The 21,691-nt window shown below is 72.6% G+C and carries 19 protein-coding genes; 11 read left to right on the top strand and 8 right to left on the bottom strand.

Annotated features, from left to right (window positions below):
• Positions 1–214 precede the first annotated feature (214 nt).
• Both ACWGKT_RS15685 and ACWGKT_RS15680 read left to right on the top strand, forming a co-directional pair.
• Positions 215–1,399, top strand: coding sequence for an LLM class flavin-dependent oxidoreductase (locus ACWGKT_RS15685; protein WP_453274019.1), 1,185 nt, complete (start codon positions 215–217; stop codon positions 1,397–1,399).
• Between the two features lie 27 nt (positions 1,400–1,426).
• Positions 1,427–2,431, top strand: coding sequence for an alpha/beta fold hydrolase (locus tag ACWGKT_RS15680; protein ID WP_453274018.1), 1,005 nt, complete (start codon positions 1,427–1,429; stop codon positions 2,429–2,431).
• Between the two features lie 96 nt (positions 2,432–2,527).
• Here ACWGKT_RS15680 and argJ read toward each other — a convergent pair whose 3' ends face one another.
• The 5 genes from argJ to ACWGKT_RS15655 all read right to left on the bottom strand — a co-directional run bounded on the left by argJ (position 2,528) and on the right by ACWGKT_RS15655 (position 9,160).
• On the bottom strand, positions 2,528–3,709 hold the full coding sequence (argJ, locus tag ACWGKT_RS15675; protein ID WP_453274017.1) for a bifunctional glutamate N-acetyltransferase/amino-acid acetyltransferase ArgJ: 1,182 nt from the start codon (positions 3,707–3,709) through the stop codon (positions 2,528–2,530).
• A gap of 159 nt (positions 3,710–3,868) precedes the next feature.
• Positions 3,869–4,843, bottom strand: a complete 975-nt coding sequence (cs1, locus tag ACWGKT_RS15670; protein WP_453274016.1) for a clavaminate synthase Cs1 — start codon at positions 4,841–4,843, stop codon at positions 3,869–3,871.
• The gene (speB, locus tag ACWGKT_RS15665) at positions 4,840–5,868 is read right to left on the bottom strand and encodes an agmatinase (RefSeq protein ID WP_453274015.1); all 1,029 of its coding nucleotides are present in this window, start codon (positions 5,866–5,868) and stop codon (positions 4,840–4,842) included. The genes cs1 and speB overlap by 4 nt, the downstream gene beginning before the upstream one ends.
• Before the next feature lie 42 nt (positions 5,869–5,910).
• The gene (locus ACWGKT_RS15660) at positions 5,911–7,434 is read right to left on the bottom strand and encodes an asparagine synthase-related protein (protein ID WP_453274014.1); all 1,524 of its coding nucleotides are present in this window, start codon (positions 7,432–7,434) and stop codon (positions 5,911–5,913) included.
• 1 nt (position 7,435) lies between these two features.
• Positions 7,436–9,160, bottom strand: a complete 1,725-nt coding sequence (locus tag ACWGKT_RS15655; protein ID WP_356152055.1) for a thiamine pyrophosphate-binding protein — start codon at positions 9,158–9,160, stop codon at positions 7,436–7,438.
• Positions 9,161–9,573: 413 nt separating this feature from the next.
• Between ACWGKT_RS15655 and ACWGKT_RS15650 the strand changes: the two genes are divergently transcribed.
• The 5 genes from ACWGKT_RS15650 to ACWGKT_RS15630 all read left to right on the top strand — a co-directional run bounded on the left by ACWGKT_RS15650 (position 9,574) and on the right by ACWGKT_RS15630 (position 13,571).
• Positions 9,574–10,569, top strand: a complete 996-nt coding sequence (locus ACWGKT_RS15650; protein WP_453274013.1) for an aldo/keto reductase — start codon at positions 9,574–9,576, stop codon at positions 10,567–10,569.
• Between the two features lie 170 nt (positions 10,570–10,739).
• Complete coding sequence (locus ACWGKT_RS15645) at positions 10,740–11,195, top strand: nuclear transport factor 2 family protein (RefSeq protein ID WP_356152051.1); 456 nt, start codon at positions 10,740–10,742, stop codon at positions 11,193–11,195.
• A gap of 44 nt (positions 11,196–11,239) precedes the next feature.
• Complete coding sequence (locus ACWGKT_RS15640; RefSeq protein WP_453274012.1) at positions 11,240–12,439, top strand: serine hydroxymethyltransferase; 1,200 nt, start codon at positions 11,240–11,242, stop codon at positions 12,437–12,439.
• Between the two features lie 75 nt (positions 12,440–12,514).
• The gene (locus ACWGKT_RS15635; protein ID WP_453274011.1) at positions 12,515–13,114 is read left to right on the top strand and encodes a flavin reductase family protein; all 600 of its coding nucleotides are present in this window, start codon (positions 12,515–12,517) and stop codon (positions 13,112–13,114) included.
• A gap of 271 nt (positions 13,115–13,385) precedes the next feature.
• Complete coding sequence (locus ACWGKT_RS15630; RefSeq protein WP_453274029.1) at positions 13,386–13,571, top strand: InlB B-repeat-containing protein; 186 nt, start codon at positions 13,386–13,388, stop codon at positions 13,569–13,571.
• Between the two features lie 59 nt (positions 13,572–13,630).
• On the opposite strand, the gene ACWGKT_RS15625 is transcribed toward ACWGKT_RS15630, so the two are convergent.
• Positions 13,631–15,514, bottom strand: a complete 1,884-nt coding sequence (locus ACWGKT_RS15625; RefSeq protein ID WP_453274028.1) for an ABC transporter ATP-binding protein — start codon at positions 15,512–15,514, stop codon at positions 13,631–13,633.
• A gap of 210 nt (positions 15,515–15,724) precedes the next feature.
• Between ACWGKT_RS15625 and ACWGKT_RS15620 the strand changes: the two genes are divergently transcribed.
• Together ACWGKT_RS15620 and ACWGKT_RS15615 are read left to right on the top strand one after the other, a co-directional pair.
• Entirely contained in the window at positions 15,725–16,699 is a 975-nt protein-coding gene (locus ACWGKT_RS15620) for a lysylphosphatidylglycerol synthase transmembrane domain-containing protein (protein ID WP_453274010.1), read from the top strand.
• A 160-nt stretch (positions 16,700–16,859) separates the two neighbouring features.
• A complete protein-coding gene (locus ACWGKT_RS15615) occupies positions 16,860–17,624 on the top strand; it encodes a crotonase/enoyl-CoA hydratase family protein (protein ID WP_453274009.1) in 765 nt (254 codons plus the stop codon).
• Here the strand turns inward: ACWGKT_RS15615 and ACWGKT_RS15610 are convergent.
• The gene (locus tag ACWGKT_RS15610) at positions 17,611–18,147 is read right to left on the bottom strand and encodes a hypothetical protein (RefSeq protein ID WP_453274008.1); all 537 of its coding nucleotides are present in this window, start codon (positions 18,145–18,147) and stop codon (positions 17,611–17,613) included. The genes ACWGKT_RS15615 and ACWGKT_RS15610 overlap by 14 nt on opposite strands.
• A gap of 91 nt (positions 18,148–18,238) precedes the next feature.
• Between ACWGKT_RS15610 and ACWGKT_RS15605 the strand changes: the two genes are divergently transcribed.
• Together ACWGKT_RS15605 and ACWGKT_RS15600 are read left to right on the top strand one after the other, a co-directional pair.
• Positions 18,239–19,366 (top strand): mechanosensitive ion channel family protein, encoded by a 1,128-nt coding sequence (locus tag ACWGKT_RS15605; RefSeq protein WP_453274007.1) that lies wholly within the window; start codon positions 18,239–18,241, stop codon positions 19,364–19,366.
• A 78-nt stretch (positions 19,367–19,444) separates the two neighbouring features.
• Positions 19,445–19,876, top strand: a complete 432-nt coding sequence (locus ACWGKT_RS15600) for a DUF4186 domain-containing protein (protein WP_453274006.1) — start codon at positions 19,445–19,447, stop codon at positions 19,874–19,876.
• A gap of 34 nt (positions 19,877–19,910) precedes the next feature.
• Here ACWGKT_RS15600 and ACWGKT_RS15595 read toward each other — a convergent pair whose 3' ends face one another.
• Positions 19,911–21,485 carry a M1 family metallopeptidase gene (locus ACWGKT_RS15595; RefSeq protein ID WP_453274005.1) on the bottom strand — a complete coding sequence of 525 codons (1,575 nt, stop codon included), beginning with the start codon at positions 21,483–21,485 and terminating at the stop codon, positions 19,911–19,913.
• Between the last annotated feature and the right edge of the window lie 206 nt (positions 21,486–21,691).

Below are 21,691 nucleotides of genomic sequence, written 5' to 3'. Positions count from 1 at the left end.
TCCCAGGGTCACCACGGCGGCTTGGCGCCCGCTGGACGTCCCGCTGCCGCCCCGGGGCCGCGCGGCCCCGACGGGGCGAGCCGGCCGGGCCCGGCGGGCAGGCGGCACGTCAAGCGGACAGGCGGCACGTCAAACGGATGCCAAGAGCCCGGTGACACCGTCGGGTCGCCGTCCGCCCACGACTCGCGTCGGCGCTGCGAACGAAAGGACCACGGTGAAGTCCATCCTCTTCTACCTGCCCACCGCCGGCAGCCACGACCAGATCCTCCGCGGCATGTCGGGCGTCAACCCGCAGAACTACCAGAACATGCTCTGGCAGCTCACCCGCCAGGCCCAGGCCGCCGACGAACTCGGCTACTGGGGACTGTCGTTCACCGAGCACCACTTCCACGTCGAGGGCTTCGAGGTCTCCAACAACCCGATCATGCTGGGCCTGTACCTGGCCATGCAGACCCAGCACATCCGGGTCGGGCAGATGGCCAACATCCTGCCCTTCCACAACCCGCTGCGGCTCGCCGAGGACCTGGCGATGCTGGACCACATGACCCGCGGCCGCACCTTCGTCGGCATCGCGCGGGGCTTCCAGAAGCGCTGGGCCGAGGTCATGGGCCAGGTGTACGGGGTGGGCGGCACGCTCTCCGACGCGAGCGACAACGACCGGCGCAACCGCGCGCTCTTCGAGGAGCACTGGGAGATCCTCAAGAAGGCGTGGACGACGGAGACCTTCTCGCACTCCGGGAACCAATGGACGATCCCGGTGAAGGACCTCGAATTCCCCTACGAGGCGGTGCGGAAGTACGGCCGCGGGGTGGACGAGAACGGCGTGGTCCAGGAGGTCGGCATCGCCCCCAAGCCGTACCAGCGGCCCCATCCCCCGGTGTTCCAGCCGTTCAGCTTCAGCGAGGACACGTTCCGGTTCTGCGCCCGCGAGGGTGTCGTGCCGATCCTGATGAACACCGACGACCGGATCGTCGGCCGTCTGATGGACCTCTACCGGGAGGAGGCCGAGGCCGCCGGGCACGGCACGCTGCGGCGCGGCGAGCGAATCGGCGTGATGAAGGACGTGCTGGTGGCCCGGGACGCCGACGAGGCCCACCACTGGGCGTCGCGCGGCGGCGGCTTCATCTTCGAGAACTGGTTCGGCCCGATGGGCTTCACCGAGGCGCTGCGCAACGTCGGCGAGACCGGTCCGATCGGCTCGGACTACGGGACGCTGGTCGAACGGGGCCTGGAGTGGGTCGGCACCCCGGACGACATCAACCGCAAGATAGAGAAGCTGGTGAAGACGCACGACCCCGAGTACCTGCTGCAGTGCCAGTACTCCGGCCTGATCCCGCACGACGTGATGCTGCGCAGCCTGGAGCTCTGGGCCACCGAGATCGCCCCCAACTGGCTCTGAATCGAAAGCCCCTGAAGGAGGCTCGCGGTGGATCACCGCATCTTCGAGATCGCCGAACTGCCGCTGCTCGGCGGCGGGATCCTCGATCACGCCAGGATCGGCTACGCCGTGCACGGGAAGCTGGACGCGGACGGCGCGAACGCCGTGCTGTGCCCGTCCTTCTTCGGCGGCGACCACACCGGCTACGACTGGCTGATCGGGGACGGCCTGCCGCTGGACACCGAACGGTACTGCGTCATCGTCGCCGGACTGTTCGGCAACGGCGTCTCCAGCTCGCCCAGCAACCACCCCTCGGGGGCGGCCTTCCCGCTGATCACGCCGCAGGACAACGTGGCCGCCCAGTACCGGCTGCTCACCGAGCACCTCGGCGTGCGGGAACTGGCCCTGGTCACCGGCTGGTCCATGGGCGCGGCACACACCTACCAGTGGGCGGTGTCGCACCCGCGGACGGTCCGCCGGATCGCCCCGGTCTGCGGCTCCGCGGTGACCAGCGAGCACAACCGGGTCTTCCTGTCCGGGCTGGCCGCCGCGCTCACCGCCGACGGCGGCGCGGAGCGTGGGAAGCGGGCGGCCGGGCGGGTCTTCGCCGGATGGGGGGCCTCGCACCCCTTCTGGGCCCGCCAGGCCTACCAGGACTTGGGATTCGACTCGCGGGAGGGCTATCTCGCCGGATTCTGGGAGCAGTTCTTCGTCGGCGGCCCGGCCACCGAGGATCTGCTGACCATGGTGCGCACCTGGGAACACTCCGACGTGGGCGCGACCCCCGGCTTCGGCGGCAGCGCCGATGCGGCGCTCGCCTCGGTCGCGGCCGAGGCCGTCCTGCTGCCGGGTGCGCTGGACCAGTGCTTCCCGGTCGCGGACGAGGAGCGGGCCGCGAGCCTGCTGCCGCGCGCCGCCCTGGAGGTGATCCCGGGCGTGTGGGGCCATCTGGCCGGAGCCGGCGCGGACGCCGCCGACCGGGACTTCGTCGGCGGGGCGCTGCGGCGGCTGCTGGCCCGCCGGACGGCGGACGCCGCCGTGGCCCGAGCCTGAGCCCACCCCGGTCGACAAGGAGGCGGACGGTGCCGATCGCACCGTCCGCCTCCGTCGTCTTGGTCGCCTTTGTCGTCGTCGTGTCCCGCGCCGCGCTCAGGTCGAGTAGTCGGCGTTCAGCCGGACGTAGCCCTCGGTCAGGTCGCAGCCGTACACGGTGAACGCGCCGTTCGCGATGCCGAGATCGACGCCGATGACCACTTCGGCGCCGGCCATCTCGGCGGCCACGGCGGCCCGCACCTCGTCCTCGCTCCGCGCGTCCGACGCCCCGGGCGGGTAGACGGCCGTCTCGCCGAAGCGGATGACCACCCGCTCCTGCTCGATGTCGGTGTCGTCGGAGCACTTGCCGATCGCCATGGCCACCCGGCCCCAGTTGGGGTCGCCGCCGTGCACCGCGGTCTTGACCAGCGGCGAGTTGACGACGGCCTTGCCGACGCGCTTGGCCTGCGCGTCGTCCCGGGCCCCGGTGACGCGGACCTCGATGAGCCGGCCGGCGCCCTCGCCGTCCCGGGCGATCTCCTTCACCAGCTCCAGCGCCACCTCGTACAGCGCCTCCTCGAAGTCGGCCGGATCCACCTCGCCGGCCAGGCCGTTGGCGAACAGCGCCGCCGTGTCGCTGGTGGAGGTGTCGGTGTCGATGCTGACCGCGTTGAAGGTCCGGTCCATCACCCGGCGGAAGACCCGGTCCTGCTCCTTCGGGTCCAGCCGGGCGTCGGTGGCGAAGAAGGTCAGCAGGGTGGCCATGTCGGGCTCCATCATCCCGACGCCCTTGGCGATGCCGACCAGGACCGCGTCGCCGATCCGCCGCCGGGCCAGCTTGGGGCGGGTGTCGGTGGTCATGATGGCCCGGGCCGCCCGGTCGAAGCCGCCCTCGGGCCCCGGCACGGTCAGCGTCTTCAGGTGGTCGCGGAGGGCGGGCATCGGGTACTGACGGCCGATCACGCCGGTGGAGGCGATGAGCAGTTGCTCCTCCGCCAGGGTGGCGGCCTGCGCCACCGCGGCGCGCACCTCGCGGGCGTTGCGCTCGCCCTCCGCGCCGGTGGCGACGTTGGCGTTGCGGGCCAGCACCACCACTCCCCGCGCGCTGTGGTCCGCGGCGGCGGCGCGGCTGAGCACCACGCTGGGTCCCGCGAAGCGGGACCGGGTGAAGACCGCGCTCACCGTGGCCGGGACGGTGGAGAGCAGGACGGTGAAGTCGTCCCGTCCGTCGTCCAACAGGCCCACCGGCGCGGTGTGTACCGCGAAGCCCCTCGGTTCGTAGGCTTCCGTGTCCGTCATGCTGGTTCGTCTCCCGGGGTGCCGAGTGTCGGGGTGCGCCGAGGCGCGGTCCCGTTGATCCATACCACGTTCCGTGGCGGTGACATGCGCGCGGAGCCGGGCGGCGAGGGGATACGGCCACTCCCCTCGCGCGCCCGGCTCCGGGAGCGGTGCCGCGGCTCAGGCGCGCGGGGTGAAGGCGACCACGTCGCCGGCCCGCTCACCACCGGAGAGCTGCTCGCCCCGCTCGGTGCGGATGTAGACGCGGTGCAGCCAGCGGTCGTGGCCGTCCCAGCGCGGGGTGAAGGGCGTACGGGCGTGCGTGGTACGGAAGTTGTCGACGATCAGCAGGTCGCCGGGCGTCAGGTACACCGCCTCGGTCACCTCGTCCAGCGCCTTCGACAGCGCGGCGACCGCCTCCACGTCGTCGGGGTCCTTCGGGCTGAGCAGTTCGCGGTCGTAGCCGAGGAAGGGGTCGCGTGGATCTCCGTACAGGGGCTTGACCCGGGCGATGGCACCCGGGTCCGGGTCGCCGCCGCGGAAGGCGACGTCCACGCAGCAGGGCATCTTCCGGTCGAAGAGGCGTTCGCGCACCTCGGCGGTGAGCAGCGGCAGCGCCTTGCGGACCGAGGCGACCAGGGTGGCCGCGCGGTGCTCGTGGTCGGCCCGGGAGCAGGCCAGCATCACGTAGTTGGGCTGCAGGCGGTGGTAGGCCATCTCCGTGTGGAACTCCAGCAGCGTCTCGGAGGTCTCGGAGGAGAGGTAGTGCGCGTTCGGGGAGGGGTACACGTCGTGGTAGACGGTGGCCGAGCGCAGCTCCTGGTAGCCGGTGTGCAGGCCCAGGCGGCGGCCGACGAGGCCGAGCATGCCCTCCATGGTCAGCAGCGGGCGGTCTGCGGGCGCCGGGGTGCTGCTCGGGGTGGGCGGCAAGGCCGCGTCGTCCTCCACCGGCAGACCGCGCAGCAGCAGGTGACCGTCCTGGCTGCCCTCGGCGTTGAAGGTGTCCAGCGCGCTCGCCAGGGGACCCGGGAGGGCGGTGGCCGCCGTGCCCGCGGAGTCCAGGAAGGCGTACAGGTCCGCGCGCGGGATCTGTGGCAACCGCGCGCTGAGCTCGCGCAGTTCACCGGCGTACTGGGTGCAGTCCACGACTGTCACGAGGATGTCCTTTCGTCGACGTGGTCTCGGGCGTGGTCTTGGGCCTGGTCTTGGGCAGGGCCCCGGGCGTCGTCCGGGGCCTGTTTCTCGGCGTGGTGCCGGGCGCGGGCGTACTGGTAGAGGAGTTCCGCGCCGATTTCGGTGGCCAGGATCGACGTGATGCCGCCGTGGTCGTAGAGCGGCGAGACCTCCATGACGTCGAACCCGACCGGTCGCAGGTCACCGACGCCGCGCAGCAGTGCCAGCACCTCCCGGGAGGTGGGTCCGCCGGGGGCCGGCGTCCCGGTGCCGGGGGCGAAGGCGGGGTCCACGACGTCGACGTCCACCGACACGTAGACCGGTGCGTCGCCGACGATGTCCCGGACCAGCCGGGCGGTGGCCTCGCTGCCGAGGTCGGCGAACTCGTCGGAGGTGACGATCCGTACGCCGTGTCCGCGGGCGTAGTCGAGCGAGTCGGGCTTCGGGTTGTGCCCCCGGATGCCGATCTGCACCATGCGCTGCGGATCGACCAGCTTCTCCTCGATGGCGTGCCGGAAGGGTGTGCCGTGGTGGTACTCGCCGCCGTAGAAGGCGGGGTTGGTGTCGCTGTGGGCGTCCAGGTGCAGCACGGCCAGTGGCCCGTGCTCGCGGGACACGGCCCGCAGCGCGGCCAGGGTCAGCGAGTGGTCGCCGCCGAGCATGAGGAACGCGGCGTTGTCGGCGAGCAGTTCGGTCAGCCGCCGCTCGGCGGTGTCCATCGCGATGTGCATGTTGAACGGGGTCAGGTCGATGTCGCCCGCGTCGACGCAGCTGATCAGGTCGAAGGTGCCCGGTCCGCGGTCGATGCCCATGCCGTGGATGAGCCCGGACTCGTTGCGGATGGCACGGGGGCCGAAGCGCGCCCCGGGCCGGTAGCTGGTGCCGCCGTCGTACGGGGCGCCGATGACCACGACGTCCCGCCCGCGCGGCGCGGGGTCGTGCGGCAGGCGCATGAAGGTGGGTATCTGCGCGTAGCGGGGAGAGACGTTGATGTCGATGCGTTCCACGCCTGGTGACTCCTTGGGTGTGAGCGGGGTGACGGATCGTCACTAGGCGGGCTGCGCGGTGCGCTCCAGACGGTCGACGACCTGGTGCACCGTCCGCTCGGTGTCGACGTCGTCGGGGTGCCGGCCGGCCACCACCACGAGGTCGAACAGCTCCTGGACGACCAGGCGTTTGGCCTGGTGCACGCGTCCTTCGGACACCCCGGCGCCGGCGAGCAGCCGGCTGAACGACGAGGTGGTTCCCGATCCTTCGTGCACCCCGAGCTTGGGGCGGATGACGGTCTGGGCCGGCAGCAGGTCGCCCATGGCGGCCCGCAGCACCCACTTGTCCTGCCCGTAGCGGCGCTTCAGCCCGGCCTCCAGGCAGACGAGCACGTCGAGCACGTCGCGGTCCCAGTAGGGGTGGGTGGACCAGTGGCCGGCCACGCCGGAGAGCACGGGCGACATCTCGTTGAGGCCGTCGAAGGTCTCCATGTCGTGGGCGAGGGCGGTGTCCAGGGCCGGCAGCCGGTCCTCGCGGTGCATGCCGCCGAGCGGGATGTCGGCCCCGTACCCGGTGAGGATGCGTCGGCCGGGGCCGTCCAGCCTCAGGTACAGGGCGGTCAGCGGGAGCAGGTACTCGATGATGTCCGGGTCCAGGGACTCCGCCGCCCAGACCGCGTGCGGCAGACGGCGCAGCAACTCGGCGGTGGGGACGGTGATCTCGCGGTGCGCGGTGCCGAGGTGCTCGGCGACGATCCGCGCCTGCGGGAACTCGTCGGCCTCGTCGGTGCCCATCGACACGGTGTCGACGCGGCCGCTGGTCAGGCGGTCGGCCAGGGCCGCGACGCTGGAGGAGTCGATGCCGCCGGACAGCACCACCAGCGGCGCCTGGGCGCCCAGGCGGACGCGGATCGCGTGCTCCAGGCTCCGCCGGACCGTCTCCACGGCCTCGCTCTCCGGCAGGATCCGCCGGGACAGGACCGGCGCCCAGGTGCGGTGGGCGGTGCCGGTCCCGCTGCCGAGCGCGAGGTCCAGTACCGTCCCGGCCGGGACCTGGTGGACCCCGGGCAGGCGGCGGACCGGGCGGGCGGCGGGCAGCGGCCGCCCGGCGGGCGCGGTGCGCAGCGCCTTGGCCTCGGTGGCGGCCAGCACCCGGCCCGGTGCGGCGCTCGCGTAGAGCGGCACCGAACCGGCGTGGTCGGTGGCGAGCAGGACCCGCCCCCCGGTGTGCACCAGCGCGGCGAAGCGTCCGTTGAGCAGCCGGAAAGCGTGCAGGTCGTAGCGGTCGAAGAGGGCGAGGACGAGCTCGGCGTCACCGGCGGGTTCGGTGCCCGGGGGCAGCAGGGACCACAGCTCGGCCCGGTTGTACAGCTCTCCGGCGAGCACCACCGCCACGCCCCCCGCCCGGGCCCGGGCGCCGTCCGGCGCCCCGGAGTGCAGCAGGCTGGTGTGCAGGGTGTGTCCCCCGTGTTCCTCCCGTGCGTCGGCGAGGGCCCCGAGCGTCGCGAAGACCGGCCGCGGGACCTGGCTCCCGTCCTGGTGGACGGCGGCCAGGAATCCCGTGGCCGCAGGCAGCGTATGGGTCATGTCAGATGCTCAGCGCCCCGAAGCCGCCGGCCTGGAAGTCGTAGTTCACCGGCACCTCGATGAGGTAGGGACGGCCGAGGCCGGCGCCCTTGCGCAGCGCGGCGAGCAGTTCCTCGCGGTCGGCGGCGCGGACCGCCTCCACGCCGTTGGCGCGGGCCAGTTCCGTGAAGTCGACGCCGGTGAACTTCACCGCCGGGTCGAAGGAGCGGCGGTGGCCGAGGTTCTGGTACAGCTCGATCAACCCGTTGGTGTCGTTGTTGACCACCACGGTGACGATGGGCAGGTTGAGCCGGGCGATGGTCTCCAGGTCGGCGCTGTTGGAGTGGAAGCCGCCGTCGCCCGCGATGAGGAAGGTGGGCTGTCCCGGGCGGGCCATCTGGGCGCCCATCGCCGCGGGGATGCCGTAGCCGAAGCTGGAGCAGCCGGCCGAGGTCAAGAAGCCGAACGGCTGGTCGGCGCGGGCGAACAGGACGCCGTAGTGCCGGAAGAAGCCGATGTCGGAGACGATGGTGCCCTCGCCCTCCTCGGCGGTCTCGGCCATCACCGTGTTCATGCAGTCGATGACCTGGTGGACCCGCATGCCGTCCGCGTACTGCTCCGGGTCGGAGAGGAAGTGGGCGACCCGCTCGCGCAGCGCGGTGACGTCGTGCGGGGTCTTCGGGGCGAGTTCGGCGGTGTGGGTGTCCAGGTACTCGACGAAGGCGAGGACGTCGGTGACCACGTCCACGTCGGGCCGGTAGACCCGCGGGATCGGGTTGACCGTCGGCGAGACGCGGACGGTCTTCTTCTCGCCGCCGCGCTGCCACATCGACGGGCGCAGGTCCTCGGCGTAGTCGTAGCCGACGGTGAGGATCAGGTCGACGGGACCGAAGAGGGTCTCCAGCGCGGGGAAGGACAGGATGCCGTCCATGTAGCCGGTGACCGCGCCGTAGTTGAGCGGGTGGCCCTGCGGCAGCACGCCCTTGGCGATGTACGTCGTGATGACCGGGATGCTCAGCCGCTCGGCCAGGGCGCGGATCGCGTCCACCGCACCGGAGCGGATCGCCGCGGCGCCGACCACCAGCACCGGGTGCTCGGCCGCCGCGAGCAGCTCGGCCGACTGCTGGGCCGCGGCCTGCCAGCCGTCCGCGACCGCGCCGACCGGCTTCTCGGGGGTGATCGCCGCGGGGCGGTTCGCCGCGGCCTCGGAGGCGCTGCCGAGCAGGTCGACCGGGAGGGAGATGAAGCTGGGCCCGACCGGCTCCGTCATCGCGGCGGCGACCGCGGAGTCCACCAGGTCGGTGATGTCGTCGGGGCGCTGCAGCTCGACCGCGTACTTGGTCATCGGGCGCATCACCGCGACCGAGTCCAGGCACTGGTGGGTGTCGTTCGGGAAGATGTCGTGCGACTCGGACTGGGCGGCCAGCGCGATGACCGGCGAGCGGTCCAGGACCGAGGTGGCGACACCGGTGGAGAGGTTCGTCATGCCGGGGCCCAGCGTGGCCCAGCAGGCCTGCGGCCGGCCGCTGATCCGGGCCAGCACGTCGGCGGCGACCCCGGCGGTGAACTCGTGCCGGGTCAGCACGAAGTCGATGCCCTCCACCTCGTCGAAGAGGATCGAGGCGGCTTCCCGGCCGACCACTCCGAACACCGTCCCCACCCCGTGGTCCCGCAGGCGCTGGAGCAGGGCGTGGGCGGTCGTCGGGTTGTTGCCGGAGGTTCCAGGGGTTACGGACACGCGCGACATGACAACTCCTTGTTGCGTACGGATGTGGGGGCGTCGGCGCCGGGGCGGTTGTGCTGCCCCGGGCCGGCGCACCGCCGGAACGGGCCGGTCGGCACGCGATGCCCACTGTGCGGAGCGTGTCTTGCACGGCTGTGGACGTCCCACTTGCAGGGGCCGGACGCGATCGCGCCCGTGTGCCGGGCCGTATGCCAGCGAGTCGTCAAACCACGGGGAAGGGCGCCGTTGTGGACGGCGGGCGGGGGTGCCTACTGTGCTGCGGGACGGATGCGCGCGGCCCCTTGATCCGTGCCTTCGGCATGCCGCGTGCCGTCCATGTGCCGCGTGCCGCCCGCTTGCCGCGCGCTGTCCTCCTGTTCCCTCGTCCTTTGTCCTTCGCCGGTTCCCGGGTTCCGTCCTTTGCTGGAGGTTTCGTCATGCCCTCGTCCTTGCGTCCACCGGTCCGTCGGCTGCGCGATCTGCGGGTCAGCGCCCAGGGGCTGGGCTGTCTGCCGACCACGGCCTTCTACGGCCGCCCCGACCCGGTCCGGTCGATCGCCACGATCCGCGCCGCCCTGGACGCCGGGGTCACCCTGCTGGACACCGCGGACGTCCAGGGCCTGGGCGCGGGCGAGGAGTTGCTCGGCAGGGCGCTCGCGGGCCGCCGGGCCGAGGCCGTGATCGCCAGCAAGTTCGGCATGGTGCGGTCGGCCGACGGCGCGTTCCAGGGGTTGTGCGGTGAGCCCGCGTATGTGCGCGCGGCCTGCGAACGCTCGCTGCGCCGCCTGGGCGTGGACCACATCGACCTGTACTACCAGCACTGGATCGACCCGGCGGTCCCGGTGGAGGAGACCGCCGGCGCGGTGGCCGAGCTGGTACGGGAGGGCAAGGTCCGGTACTTCGGGCTGTCCGAGCCGTCCGCGGCGACGCTGCGCCGGGCGGACGCGGTGCACCCGGTGACCGCGGTGGAGAGCGAGTGGAGCCTGTGGTCGCGGGACATCGAGGCCGAGGTGGTACCGGCCTGCCGCGAGCTGGGCATCGGCATCGTCGCGTACGCCCCGCTGGGCCGCGGCTTCCTGACCGGCCGGATCCGTGGCACCGACGACCTGGCCGCCGAGGACTTCCGGCGCGGTCAGCCGCGGTTCAGCGCCGAGAGCCTGGCGCAGAACGCCTCGCTGCCGCGCCGGCTGCGCCCGGTCGCCGACCGGCTCGGCCTGTCCCTGGCCCAACTCGCCCTGGCCTGGCTGCACCACCGCGGCGCCGACGTCGTCCCCATCCCGGGCACCGGCGACCCGGCCCACCTGGCCGAGAACCTGGCCGCCGCCTCGGTCCGGCTCGACGAGGCGGATCTGGCGACGGTGGACGAGGCCGCCGCCGTACCGGTACGGGGAGAGCGCTACGCGCCCGCGCTGCTCGCCATGACGGGTAACTGACCCCGGTACGGACGGGCGACCGCGCTCGGTGCAAGCGAGGGAGCAGAAGGACGTCAAGCCCGCGCCAAGCCCGCGCTGCGACGGTGGGCACCGCCCCCGGGCGGCCCCGCCGCCGTCGAGTGCGGGCGACGTTCCTTCCGCAGATTCCCGGCACCTTCGGAGGTCGTCACATGACCGTGGCACCGGCACCTATGACGGACGAACAGCGAAAGGCGGTCATCACCGCGTACTTCAAGGCCTTCGACAACGGTGGAGTCGGCGCCGACGGGACCCCCGTCCTCGACTTCTTCGCCGAGGACGCCGACTTCTTCTTTCCGAAGTGGGGACTGGCCCACGGAAAGGCCGAGATAGCCAGGATGTTCGGCGACCTCGGCACGACCATCAAGGCGATCGAGCACCATGTGCGGTCCTTCAACTGGATCGCCACCGGGACCGACCTGCTCGCGGTGGAGGGCACCACGCACGGGGAGCACCGTGACGGCCCGTGGCGGGTGGGCACGCCCGAGTGGGGTGCCGGACGCTGGTGCGGCGTCTTCGAGGTGCGCGACTTCCTCGTCCAGCGGGCCTTCATCTATCTGGACCCCGACTACGCGGGCAAGGACGTCGCCCGTTACGCGTGGCTGTGAAGCCGCCCCGGACCATCCCGCCACTTCCCAGCCGAGGAGCACCCATGGACGTCCTGGCCACCTTGCGGCGCAAGGACAGCCTCAACCTCTTCCCCATCGAGAACCGGCTCTCCCCGCGGGCCGCGGCCGCCCTCGCCAGTGACGCGGTCAACCGCTATCCGTACTCGGAGACGCCGGTGGCGGTCTACGGCGACGTCACCGGGCTCAACGACGTCTACGACTACTGCGTGGACCTCACCAAGGAGTTCTACGGCGCTCGGCACGCCTTCGTGCAGTTCCTGTCCGGGCTGCACACCATGCACACCGTGCTGACCGCGCTCACCCCGCCGGGCGGCCGGGTCATGGTGCTGGCCCCCGAGGACGGCGGCCACTACGCCACCGTGACCATCTGTGAGGGCTTCGGCCACCAGGTGGACTTCGTGCCCTTCGACCGACAGCGCCTGGAGATCGACCACGCCGCGCTCGCGGCACGGGTCGCGAAGCAGCCGGTCGACGTCATCTACCTGGACGCGTCCACGGCGCTGCGCTTCCCCGACGCCCGCGCACTGCGGGCCGCCGCGCCCGACGCGACCATCTGCCTGGACGCCTCGCACCTGCTCGGCCTGCTGCCCGCGGCCCCCGACACCCTGGTCCTGGACGGTGGCTTCGACAGCATCTCCGGCAGTACGCACAAGACGCTGCCCGGCCCGCAGAAGGGCCTGCTGGTGACCAACAGCGACGCCCTCGCGGAGAAGGTCGGCGCGCGGATCCCCTTCACCGCCTCCAGCTCCCACTCTGCGTCGGTCGGCAGCCTGGCGATCACCTTGGAGGAACTGCTGCCGCACCGGGTCGAGTACGCGCGTCAGATCATCGCCAACGCCCGCCGGCTGGCCCGCGAACTGGTCGAGCGGGGCTTCGACGTGGCGGGCGCGCACTTCGGCTACACCGACACCCACCAGGTCTGGGTGCACCTGCCCGAGGACAGCACCCCCCACGCCTGGGGCCGGCTGCTGACCAGCAGCGACATCCGTACGACCACGGTGGTGCTGCCCAGCAACGCCCGTTCCGGCCTGCGGCTGGGAACGCAGGAGCTGACCCGCTGGGGCATGAAGGAGGACGACATGACCGCGGTGGCCGAGCTGCTGGCCCGGCTGCTGCTGCGCGGCGAGGACTCCGCCAAGGTCGCCGCGGACGTCGCCGACCTGGCCCGTGCCTTCCCCGGGGTCGCGTATGCCGAGCAGTCCGCCCCGGTGGCCGTCGGCTGAGCCTGCGCGGGGAAGCGTCCCGGAGGCGCCCCGCGGCGCTTCCCCCGGCCGGAACGGAATGAAGGAGACCTCCCGATGTCCCTTTCCACGCAGAGCAGTTCGCCGCAGAGCGGTTCCACGCCGAACGGTTCCACGCCGGGCGGCCAGGCGTCGGTGACCGCCGACCGGTTCCGTCGGGTGGCCGGCCACTACCCCACCGGAGTGGTCCTGGTCACCGCTCCGGCCCCTTCGCCGCGGCAGGCCCCGCCCGCCATGGTGATCGGCACCTTCACCTCGGTGTCGCTGCACCCCCCGCTGGTGGGCTTCCTCCCCGCGCGGACCTCGACCACCTGGCCGCGCATCCGGGCGGCCGGCCGCTTCTGCGTCAACGTCCTCGCGGCGGACCAGCAGCACGTCTGCCGCAGCTTCGCCACCGCGGACCCCCGCCGCTGGGATGTGCCCCACCACGAGACGGGCACCGGTTCCCCCGTGCTGCTCGACGCCCTCGCCTGGTTCGACTGCGAGCTGGCCGACGAAGTGGACGCGGGCGACCACTGGTTCGTCACCGGTGCCGTCCGCGATCTCGGGGTCCGCCGGGTCGGGCCGCCCCTGGTGTTCCTGCGCGGCGGCTACAGCCACTGCGCTCTTCACACCGACACGTCCGGGGCGGGGGCGGGCGTGGGGGTGACCGGGTGAACCTCACCGCGACATGGACGCGTGCGCGCGCGTTCGAGGGGCCGTGCGCGTGATTTGTCGAATTATGAGATGAATCCCCCCATGGAGAGACTCAGCTCCCTCATGCGCCATTCCTCGATCGCCGCCTGCGCAGCGGCATCCGCCCTCCTCACGACCGTGCCTTTGGCCCTGACCTCACCGGCTACGGCGGCCTGGACCGCAAGCGCCGCCTGCTGGACTTCGAGCGGGGTACGGCACCGTTCCAAGCCCCTGCCCAGGCGCTGTCCCTGCTCTGTCCGGGCCCTACGACCCCGGCACGCAGGTGACGGTCAGCGCCCACCCCGCCGCCGGCTTCCAGTTCGACGGCTGGACCGTGGACGGCCAGCACAGAAGAACGTCACGACGGACTATCAGCTCACCATCGACGCCAACCACAACATCGTCGCGCGGTTCAGCAAGATGTGACCGTCCCCGGTAGGCGGCGGGGTCCGGACCGTCCCACGGCCCGGACCCCGCTGTTGCGTTTCCCGCCCCCGGTCAGGTCGCCCGCGCCGGCGCCTCGGCGTCCTGTCTCTCGAACTGGGTGCGGTGCAGCTCCGCGTACCGGCCGCCCGCCGCCAGCAGTTCCTCGTGCGTGCCCCGCTCCACGATGCGGCCGGCCTCGACGACCAGGATCAGGTCGGCGGCGCGGACCGTGGACAGGCGGTGGGCGATCACGACGGCGGTCCGGCCGGCCAGGGCCTCGGTGAGGGCCTCCTGGACGGCCGCCTCCGAGGTGTTGTCCAGGTGGGCGGTGGCCTCGTCCAGGATGACCACCTGCTGGCGGGCCAGCAGCAGCCGGGCGATGGTCATGCGCTGGCGCTCGCCTCCGGAGAGGCGGTAGCCGCGTTCGCCGACCACCGTGTCCAGGCCGTCGGGCAGGGACCGTACGACCTCGTCGAGGCGGGCCCGGCCCAGGGCGTCCCACAGTTCGTCGTCGCTCGCCGACGGCCGGGCGAGCAGCAGGTTGGCGCGGACGGTGTCGTGGAAGAGGTGGCCGTCCTGGGTGACCATGCCGAGGGTGGCGCGCAGGGACGCCGCGGTCAGGTCCCGGACGTCGACGCCGCCGATCCGCACGGCGCCCTCGTCGACGTCGTACAGGCGCGGCAGCAGTTGGGCGATGGTCGACTTCCCGGCGCCGGAGGAACCGACGAGGGCGACCGTCCGCCCGGGTTCGGCGCGGAAGGACACCCCGTGCAGGACCTCGGCGCCGCCGCGGGCGTCCAGGGTGGCGACCTCCTCCAGGGAGGCCAGGGAGACCTTGTCGGCGGACGGGTAGGAGAAGCGGACGTCCTCGAACTCCACCGCCACCGGCCCCGCGGGCACCTCGCGCGCGTCCTCCTTCTCCTCGATCAGCGGCTTGAGGTCGAGCACCTCGAAGACGCGTTCGAAGCTCACCAGGGCGCTCATCACCTCGACGCGGGCACCGGCCAGCGCGGTGAGCGGCGCGTACAACCGGGTCAGCAGCAGGGCGAGGGACACGACGGCGCCGGGCTCCAGGGTGTCGCGCAGGGCGAACCAGCCGCCGAGGCCGTAGACCAGCGCGAGGGCGAGGGAGGAGACCAGGGTCAGCGCGGTCATGAACACCGTCTGCGAGGTCGCCGTGCGGATGCCGATGTCCCGGACCCGGGCCGCGCGGGCCGTGAACTCGGCCGACTCCTCCTCCGGGCGGCCGAACAGCTTGACCAGCGTGGCGCCGGGGGCCGAGAAGCGCTCGGTCATCCGGGTGCCCATCGCCGCGTTGAGCGCCGCCGCCTCCCGCTGCATGCGGGCCATCCGGCTGCCCATCCGGCGGGCGGGGATCACGAACACCGGGAGCAGCACCAGCGCCAGCAGGGTGATCTGCCAGGACAGGGTGAGCATGACGGCGAGCGTGAGCAGCAGCGTGACCACGTTGCTGACGACGCCCGAGAGGGTGTTGCTGAACGCCCGCTGCGCGCCGATCACGTCATTGTTGAGACGACTGACGAGCGCTCCCGTACGAGTGCGTGTGAAGAACGCGACGGGCATGCGCTGCACATGATCGAACACAGCCGTCCGGAGGTCGAGGATGAGTCCCTCCCCGAGCGTGGCCGAAAGCCGTCTGCCGAGGATGCCGAGCGCCGCCTCGACGACCGCGATCAAGGCGATGAGCAGGGCGAGGCGGACGACCGTGCCCTCGTCGCCGTGCGACACGATCGCGTCCACGACGCGGCCGGCGAGCACGGGGGTCGCCACGGCGAGCAGCGCGGTCACCACCCCGAGCAGCACGAAGTACGCGATGCGGCGGCGGTGCGGGCGGGCGAAAGCGGCGATGCGGCGCAGCGTGGCGCGGGCGAAGGGGCGGCGCTCCTGTTGCGCGGTCATCACGCTGTGCAGCTGTGTCCACGCGGTGGTTTCCATGCTCATGGGAGAGAACGTAGAACCTCAAGCATCGTTGAGGTCAATGGCCGGACCACCGCCCGTCCTCCGCAGGACCGCCGCGTCGCCCGCCGGCGGTTCCCGATCCCGAAGGACTCGATGACCATCAGCCCTCAGCCGCTGCCCGTCCGTAAGCCTGTGTCCCCGATTCCGCTACCCGCAGTTGACGCGGCGCGGAAAACCTCTCCGGATGTGACAGCGGTACAACTCCCCCAGCTCCCCCGAGGACGATTCCCCCGACGCGTCCCCGTGCGCCAGATCCTGTGTCTGGTACCGCTCGTGCTGGTCGCCCTGGCGGCAGTCCAGCACCACTCGCTGCTCGCGGAGGGTTTCGGCCATCTGCGGACGGCGTCCTGGCCCTGGCTGCTGGTCGCGGCCGGCGCCACCTGCCTGACCTGGGTCGCGGCCGCCTTCACCCGGCAGGGCGCCGTGATGCAGCCGCTGCCCAAGCGACGGCTGCTGCTCACCCAGTTCGCGGCGGGCGCGGCCAACCACCTGCTGCCCACGGGGCTGGGTTCGAGCGCCGTGAACCTGCGGTTCATGACCGTGTGCGGGGTACCGCTCGCCCGCTCCTCTGCCGCCCTCGCGCTGTACCTGCTCGCCGAGTGCGTCGGCCGGGTCGGTCTGCTGGCCGCGCTGCTGATCGCCTTCCCGGACGCGCTGCAGGTGGGCACGCTCCTCCCGCACGGGGCGCTCGGCCCGCTGCTGCTCGGCGTGGGAGTGCTCCTGCTGGTCGCGGCGGGCGCCCTGCTGCTGATCAGGCGGGTGCGCACGGCCGTGTTCTCCTTCGTGCGCACCGCGCTCGGCGAGGCGCGCTCGGTGCACACCCGTCCGTCCCGGGCGCTCGCCCTGTGGGGCGGTTCGCTGGCCTTCCCCGCGCTGCAGGCCGCCGGTCTCGCCGCGGTGGGCGTCGCGCTGCAACTGCCCATACCGCCCGCCCACATGGCGCTGGCGTACCTCGCGGCGACGGTGGCGGTGGCGCTGGTGCCCACGCCGGGCGGGCTGGGCTCGGTCGAGGCGGCGCTGATCGTGGCCCTGGTGGCGGCGGGCGGCCCGGCCGCGGTCGCCACCGCGGTGGTCCTCGCCTACCGGATCATCACCGTCTGGGTGCCGCTGCTGCCGGGGGCGCTGACCCTCGGGGCGCTGGTGCGCCTGAAGGTCATCTGACGCGGGAACCCGCGTCGCGGGCGGGCGTGGCCACGATCACGGGCGGCTTCTCGCCGGCCCGTCCGTCCCGGCCGCGCTCCGGATGGCACAGTGACCTTCCGAGCCAACGCGTCGTGCCCGGACGGGGCCGGCGCCTCGTCGGACGGAAGGAGACCCGCTCATGCCGGTCCGCCTGGAACGCGCGGGACACGTCACCACGGTCGTCCTGTCCCGCCCCGAGGTCCGCAACGCGGTGGACGGGCCGACGGCGGCCGAGCTGGCCGCGGCCTTCCGGGAGTTCGAGGCCGACGACGACGCCCGGGTGGCGGTGCTGTGGGGCGAGGGCGGCACGTTCTGCGCGGGCGCGGACCTGAAGGCGATGGGCACGGAGCGCGGCAACCGGGTGGCCGAGGACGGCGACGGCCCGATGGGTCCGACCCGGCTGCGCCTGTCCAAGCCCGTGATCGCCGCGGTGGCCGGCCACGCCGTCGCCGGGGGCCTGGAGCTCGCCCTGTGGTGCGACCTCAGGGTGGCGGAGGAGGATGCCGTCTTCGGCGTGTTCTGCCGCCGCTGGGGCGTCCCGCTGATCGACGGCGGCACGGTGCGGCTCCCCCGGCTGATCGGCAGGAGCCGCGCGATGGACATGATCCTGACCGGCCGTCCCGTACCGGCCCGCGAGGCGTACGAGATGGGGCTCGCCAACCGCGTCGTGCCCACCGGCACGGCCCGCACGGCGGCGGAGGAACTGGCGGCCTCCCTGGCCCGTTTCCCGCAGGACTGCCTGCGCGGCGACCGCGCGTCGGTCCTGGACCAGGAGGGGCTGGACGAGCCGGCGGCGCTGCGAGGTGAGCTCCGGTACGGGACGCAGGTGCTGGCCGAGGCGTTCGAGGGCGCGGCGCGGTTCGCCGGCGGCGCGGGGCGGCACGGGTCGTTCAGGGATCTGTGAGCGCGGGCGGCGGTGGGTCGCGCGCGAGCCACTCCAGTACGGCCCGGCCCACCCGTACGCCCTCCCGGGCCGCCGTCCGGGCGTCCACGCCGGGCTGGAGCAGGCCGCCGACCGCGAAGACGCCCGGGCGTGAGGTGCGCGGGCCGAGGGTGAGGGCGGCTCGGCGGGCGAGTTCGGTCTCCGGGACGAAGTCCCCGGTGAAGACCCCCGTTTCACAGCGGAGGATCCCCGTGCGGCCGTCGCGGTGACGGATGCGGACGCCGGACAGACGTCCGTGGCCCAGGACTTCCGTGACGGTCGTCCCGGTGAGCAGGGGGTGGCGGGCGCCCAGGGCGCGGGCGGGGGACGTACGCGGGTGGCGCGACTCGGTGACCATCGCGACCGCGCGGATCGCGCCCCGGGCCGGGCGGCCGGCCCCGCGGGTGCCCGGCGCCGGTCCGGGGTACGAACGCGCGTACCGGATACGGCAGGATGAGCTGGCGCGCCGGCCGACGACCCCGTACGGACCGGTGCGACCGCACATCCCGCAACACGAGCAGGTGACACGTGACGAGACTTCACATCCGGCCGTCGGCGGCCTCGTCCGCCGCAGCTTCCCGTCCCGGAGGTGAGCGATGAACCGCGACGTGACCGTGAACGACCTGATCATCGCCGGAATCGCGGTGGCGGCGGGCCTGGTGGCGGCCTTCCTGTCCCGTATGCTGCTGCGCTGGCTGGCCAAGCACGCCAAGCGCACCCGCTGGAGCGGCGACGACGTCGTCGTGGACGCCCTGCGCACCGTCGTCCCGTGGGCGGCGATCGCGGGCGGCGCGGCCGCCGCGGCGGCCGTACTGCCGCTGACAAGAACGGTCCAGAACCACGTCAACCAGACCATCCAGGTGCTGCTCATCTTCGCCGTGACGGTGTCGGCGGCCCGGGTGATCGCCGGACTGGTGCAGAGCGTCACGCAGTCCCGGTCCGGTGTCGCCGGTTCGGCCACGATCTTCGTGAACATCACCCGGGTGCTGGTCATGGCGATCGGCTTCCTGGTGGTGCTGCAGACGCTGGGCATCTCCATAGCCCCGCTGCTCACCGCCCTGGGTGTCGGCGGTCTGGCCGTCGCCCTCGCGCTCCAGGACACCCTGGCCAACCTCTTCGCGGGCATCCACATCCTCGCCTCCAAGACCGTGCAGCCGGGCGACTACATCCGGCTGAGCAGCGGCGAGGAGGGGTACGTCGTGGACATCAACTGGCGTCAGACGACGGTCCGCCAGCTCTCCAACAACCTGGTGGTCATCCCCAACGGGGAGCTCGCCAAGACGAACATGACCAACTTCACGCGTCCCGAGCAGCGGTTGACGATCCTGGTGCAGGTGGGCGTGAGTTACGACAGCGACCTGGACCACGTCGAGCGCGTGACCACGGAGGTCATCGCCGAGACCATGACCGATGTCACCGGCGCCCTTCCCGACCACGAGCCCGCCATCCGCTTCCACACCTTCGGCGACTCCCGGATCGGCTTCACGGTGATCCTCGGCGTGGGCGAGTTCAGCGACCAATACCGGATCAAGCACGAGTTCATCAAGCGCCTGCACCGGCGCTACCGCGAGGAGGGCATCCGCATCCCGTCCCCCACCCGGACGGTGGCGTTGCAGCAGGGGTCGGTGGTGATCCCGCACCAGCGCGGCAGCGAGGACGCCGCACCGGCTCCGGCCGTCGTCGACATCGACGTCGACCGGTCGACCGGGAGCCCTCTCCGATAGTCGACCGGGGCCCTCTGGCAAGGCCCCCGGAGCCCGTCCGGCAGGGTCCGCGGGAGGCGGTCGTATGCTCGAAGCAGCATGACGCTTCCCCCGGACCCCTCGCCTTCCGATCCGGCGCCCGACCGGGCGGCCGGCTCGCTGGACCGACGGCTGGACGACATCGCCCGCCACCCCTTCCGCGCGAAGTTCCGGCTGCGCGGACGGGACCGGGCCATCGCCGAGTCGACCGGGCCGTCGGCGCTGCGCTGGCAGGCCTACGACCTGATCGCCGAGCGGCTGGCCCCGGCCGCGCCGTACAAGGACGGCAGGCAGACCCCGTACCGCGGCCACCCGGTCTTCGTGGCCCAGCACGCGACGGCGACGTGCTGCCGCGGCTGCCTCCTGCGCTCGCACGGGATCCCGCGGGGGCGGGAGCTGAGCCGCGCGGAACGCGTCTACGTGGTCGCCGTGATCTGCCGCTGGATCGAGCGCGAGGTGGCGGGCGAGGAGCCCGCCGGCCGCCACCGCTGACGGCGCTTCGCGTCAGCGGTGGCTCCGCCCGGCGTCAGAGAGTCGCCGAGTTGTCGTGGTAGTGCCCGCCGCGCAGGCTGTGCGGCGCCGCGAACGACGTGGCCACCGGGGTGACGGTCCAGTCCGGGTGCCCGGGCATCCGCGGGGTGTTCGTGCCGTAGAGCCAGTCCCGCAGGAAGCCGGACTGGTCCTGGCCGGAGACCTCCGAGGCGACGGCGATGTAGTCCTCCGTCGACGCCGAGCAGCCCCGGAAGCGGTCCAGGAAGGTGCGCTCGACGGCGTGGAAGACGTCCTCGCCCAGCAGCTGGCGCAGCGCGTACAGGACCAGGACGCCGCCGAGGTAGCGCTGGCTGTCGAAGAGGTTGACCGCGTTGGGAGCGGCGACCGGACCCGAGTCGCGGCGCCACTGGTCGCCGCGGGCGTAGGTGTCCTTCATCCGGGCCTCCAGCGAGGTCAGGCCCAGCGAGTCGGCCCAACCGCGCTCGTAGCGGTACAGCAGCCCGTAGAAGTCGGCGTGGCCCTCGTTCAGCCACAGGTCGGCCCAGGTGGCGGGGCTGACCAGGTTGCCGAAGTAGGAGTGGACCAGCTCGTGCATCATGTGCGAGCCGATCTTCTTCTCCTCCTGGAGCAGGAAGTTCGGCTTGTAGAGGGTGAGCGTCTGGGTCTCCAGGCCCGTGAAGTCGAAGGCGTTCGGGTCGTCGGAGTTGCAGGGCAGCAGACCGTACGTCTCGAACGGGAAGGCGCCCAGCCGCGCCTCCAGCCACTCGACCAGGCCGGGGGTCAGGGCGAGCGCCGGTTCCAGGGCGGCGGCGCGGGCGGTCGGGACGACGTCGCGCAGCGGCAGCCCGTGCGGGCCTTGCCGGTCCTTGACCTGGTAGTCGCCGACGGTGATCTGGACGAGTTCCGTGGCTATCGGCGAGCGGGAGCGGTACGCGTAGGCGGTGCGGCCGTCGTCCAGGGTCTCGGCGTCGACGAGGGTGCCGTTCGCGACGCCGCGCAGCCCCTGGGGGACGGTGACGCGGAAGGTGAAGTCCGCCTTGTCCGAGGGGTGGTCGTTGCACGGGAAGACGGTGTGCGCCGAGTTCGGCTGGGGGCAGACCGCGAATCCGTCCGGGGTGGGCACCCAGGCGGTGTGCGGGAGCGCCCGGCGCGGGTCGGCGGAGTACTCGACGCACACGACGGCGTGGGCCTTGGCCCGCAGCGGGGTCGCGGGCGTGATGCGCAGCTTCTCGTCCGCCTGCTCGAAGGCGGCGGTGCGGCCGTCGACGTGCACGGCGCGGATGTCCAGCCCGAGCGCGTCGAGGGAGAGGCGGGTGAGGTCGACGGTGGTGCGGATGCGCAGGAGCGCGGTGGCGTCGACCAGCTTGGCCGTGGCGTCGTACGCGAGGTCGAGGTGGTACGAGGAGACGCGGTAGCCGGCGTTCCCCAGGGCCGGGAAGACGGGGTCGCCGAGGGTCTCGGGGCCCGCGATGCCGTCGCCTTCTCCCCCGTCGCGGCCGGTGGCCCGGCCCGTGGTCGGCAGGGCCTGGGCCGTGGGGCCCAGGGTCAGTGCGGCCGCCGTGCCGATCAGTGCGGCCGCCGGGGCCGTCACTCTGCTGCGATATCTCATGGTCCGCTTTCGCTCGGGCGGCCGGGTGGTCAGATCCGGCCGCCGGTTCAGTGGGCGCTCGCTTGACATGACCACCTGAATCGCGGATTCGGTTGCACAGAAGTACGAATTCCGTACAAGCGGGCAGGAAGGCCCGGCGGCTCGGGCGGAGCGGGGGCGCAGGACCCGGGGATCCGGTCACGTGGCGACGACATCCGGTCGCCCCG

The organism is Streptomyces sp. NPDC054794 (genome assembly GCF_053611585.1).
Note: the sequence above shows the minus strand (reverse complement) of the source record. Positions and strands in the feature narration are given on the sequence as shown.

Bases quoted from the DNA above. Each gene is read 5' to 3' on its own strand.
- ACWGKT_RS15595 (WP_453274005.1), bottom strand. From the start codon at position 21,485: ATGAGATATCGCAGCAGAGTGACGGCCCCGGCGGCCGCACTGATCGGC.
- ACWGKT_RS15660 (WP_453274014.1), bottom strand. From the start codon at position 7,434: ATGACCCATACGCTGCCTGCGGCCACGGGATTCCTGGCCGCCGTCCAC.
- ACWGKT_RS15615 (WP_453274009.1), top strand. From the start codon at position 16,860: ATGCCGGTCCGCCTGGAACGCGCGGGACACGTCACCACGGTCGTCCTG.
- argJ (WP_453274017.1), bottom strand. From the start codon at position 3,709: ATGACGGACACGGAAGCCTACGAACCGAGGGGCTTCGCGGTACACACC.
- ACWGKT_RS15655 (WP_356152055.1), bottom strand. From the start codon at position 9,160: ATGTCGCGCGTGTCCGTAACCCCTGGAACCTCCGGCAACAACCCGACG.
- ACWGKT_RS15610 (WP_453274008.1), bottom strand. From the start codon at position 18,147: ATGTGCGGTCGCACCGGTCCGTACGGGGTCGTCGGCCGGCGCGCCAGC.
- ACWGKT_RS15635 (WP_453274011.1), top strand. From the start codon at position 12,515: ATGTCCCTTTCCACGCAGAGCAGTTCGCCGCAGAGCGGTTCCACGCCG.
- ACWGKT_RS15625 (WP_453274028.1), bottom strand. From the start codon at position 15,514: ATGGAAACCACCGCGTGGACACAGCTGCACAGCGTGATGACCGCGCAA.
- ACWGKT_RS15600 (WP_453274006.1), top strand. From the start codon at position 19,445: ATGACGCTTCCCCCGGACCCCTCGCCTTCCGATCCGGCGCCCGACCGG.
- ACWGKT_RS15605 (WP_453274007.1), top strand. From the start codon at position 18,239: ATGAACCGCGACGTGACCGTGAACGACCTGATCATCGCCGGAATCGCG.
- ACWGKT_RS15645 (WP_356152051.1), top strand. From the start codon at position 10,740: ATGACCGTGGCACCGGCACCTATGACGGACGAACAGCGAAAGGCGGTC.
- ACWGKT_RS15640 (WP_453274012.1), top strand. From the start codon at position 11,240: ATGGACGTCCTGGCCACCTTGCGGCGCAAGGACAGCCTCAACCTCTTC.
- ACWGKT_RS15650 (WP_453274013.1), top strand. From the start codon at position 9,574: ATGCCCTCGTCCTTGCGTCCACCGGTCCGTCGGCTGCGCGATCTGCGG.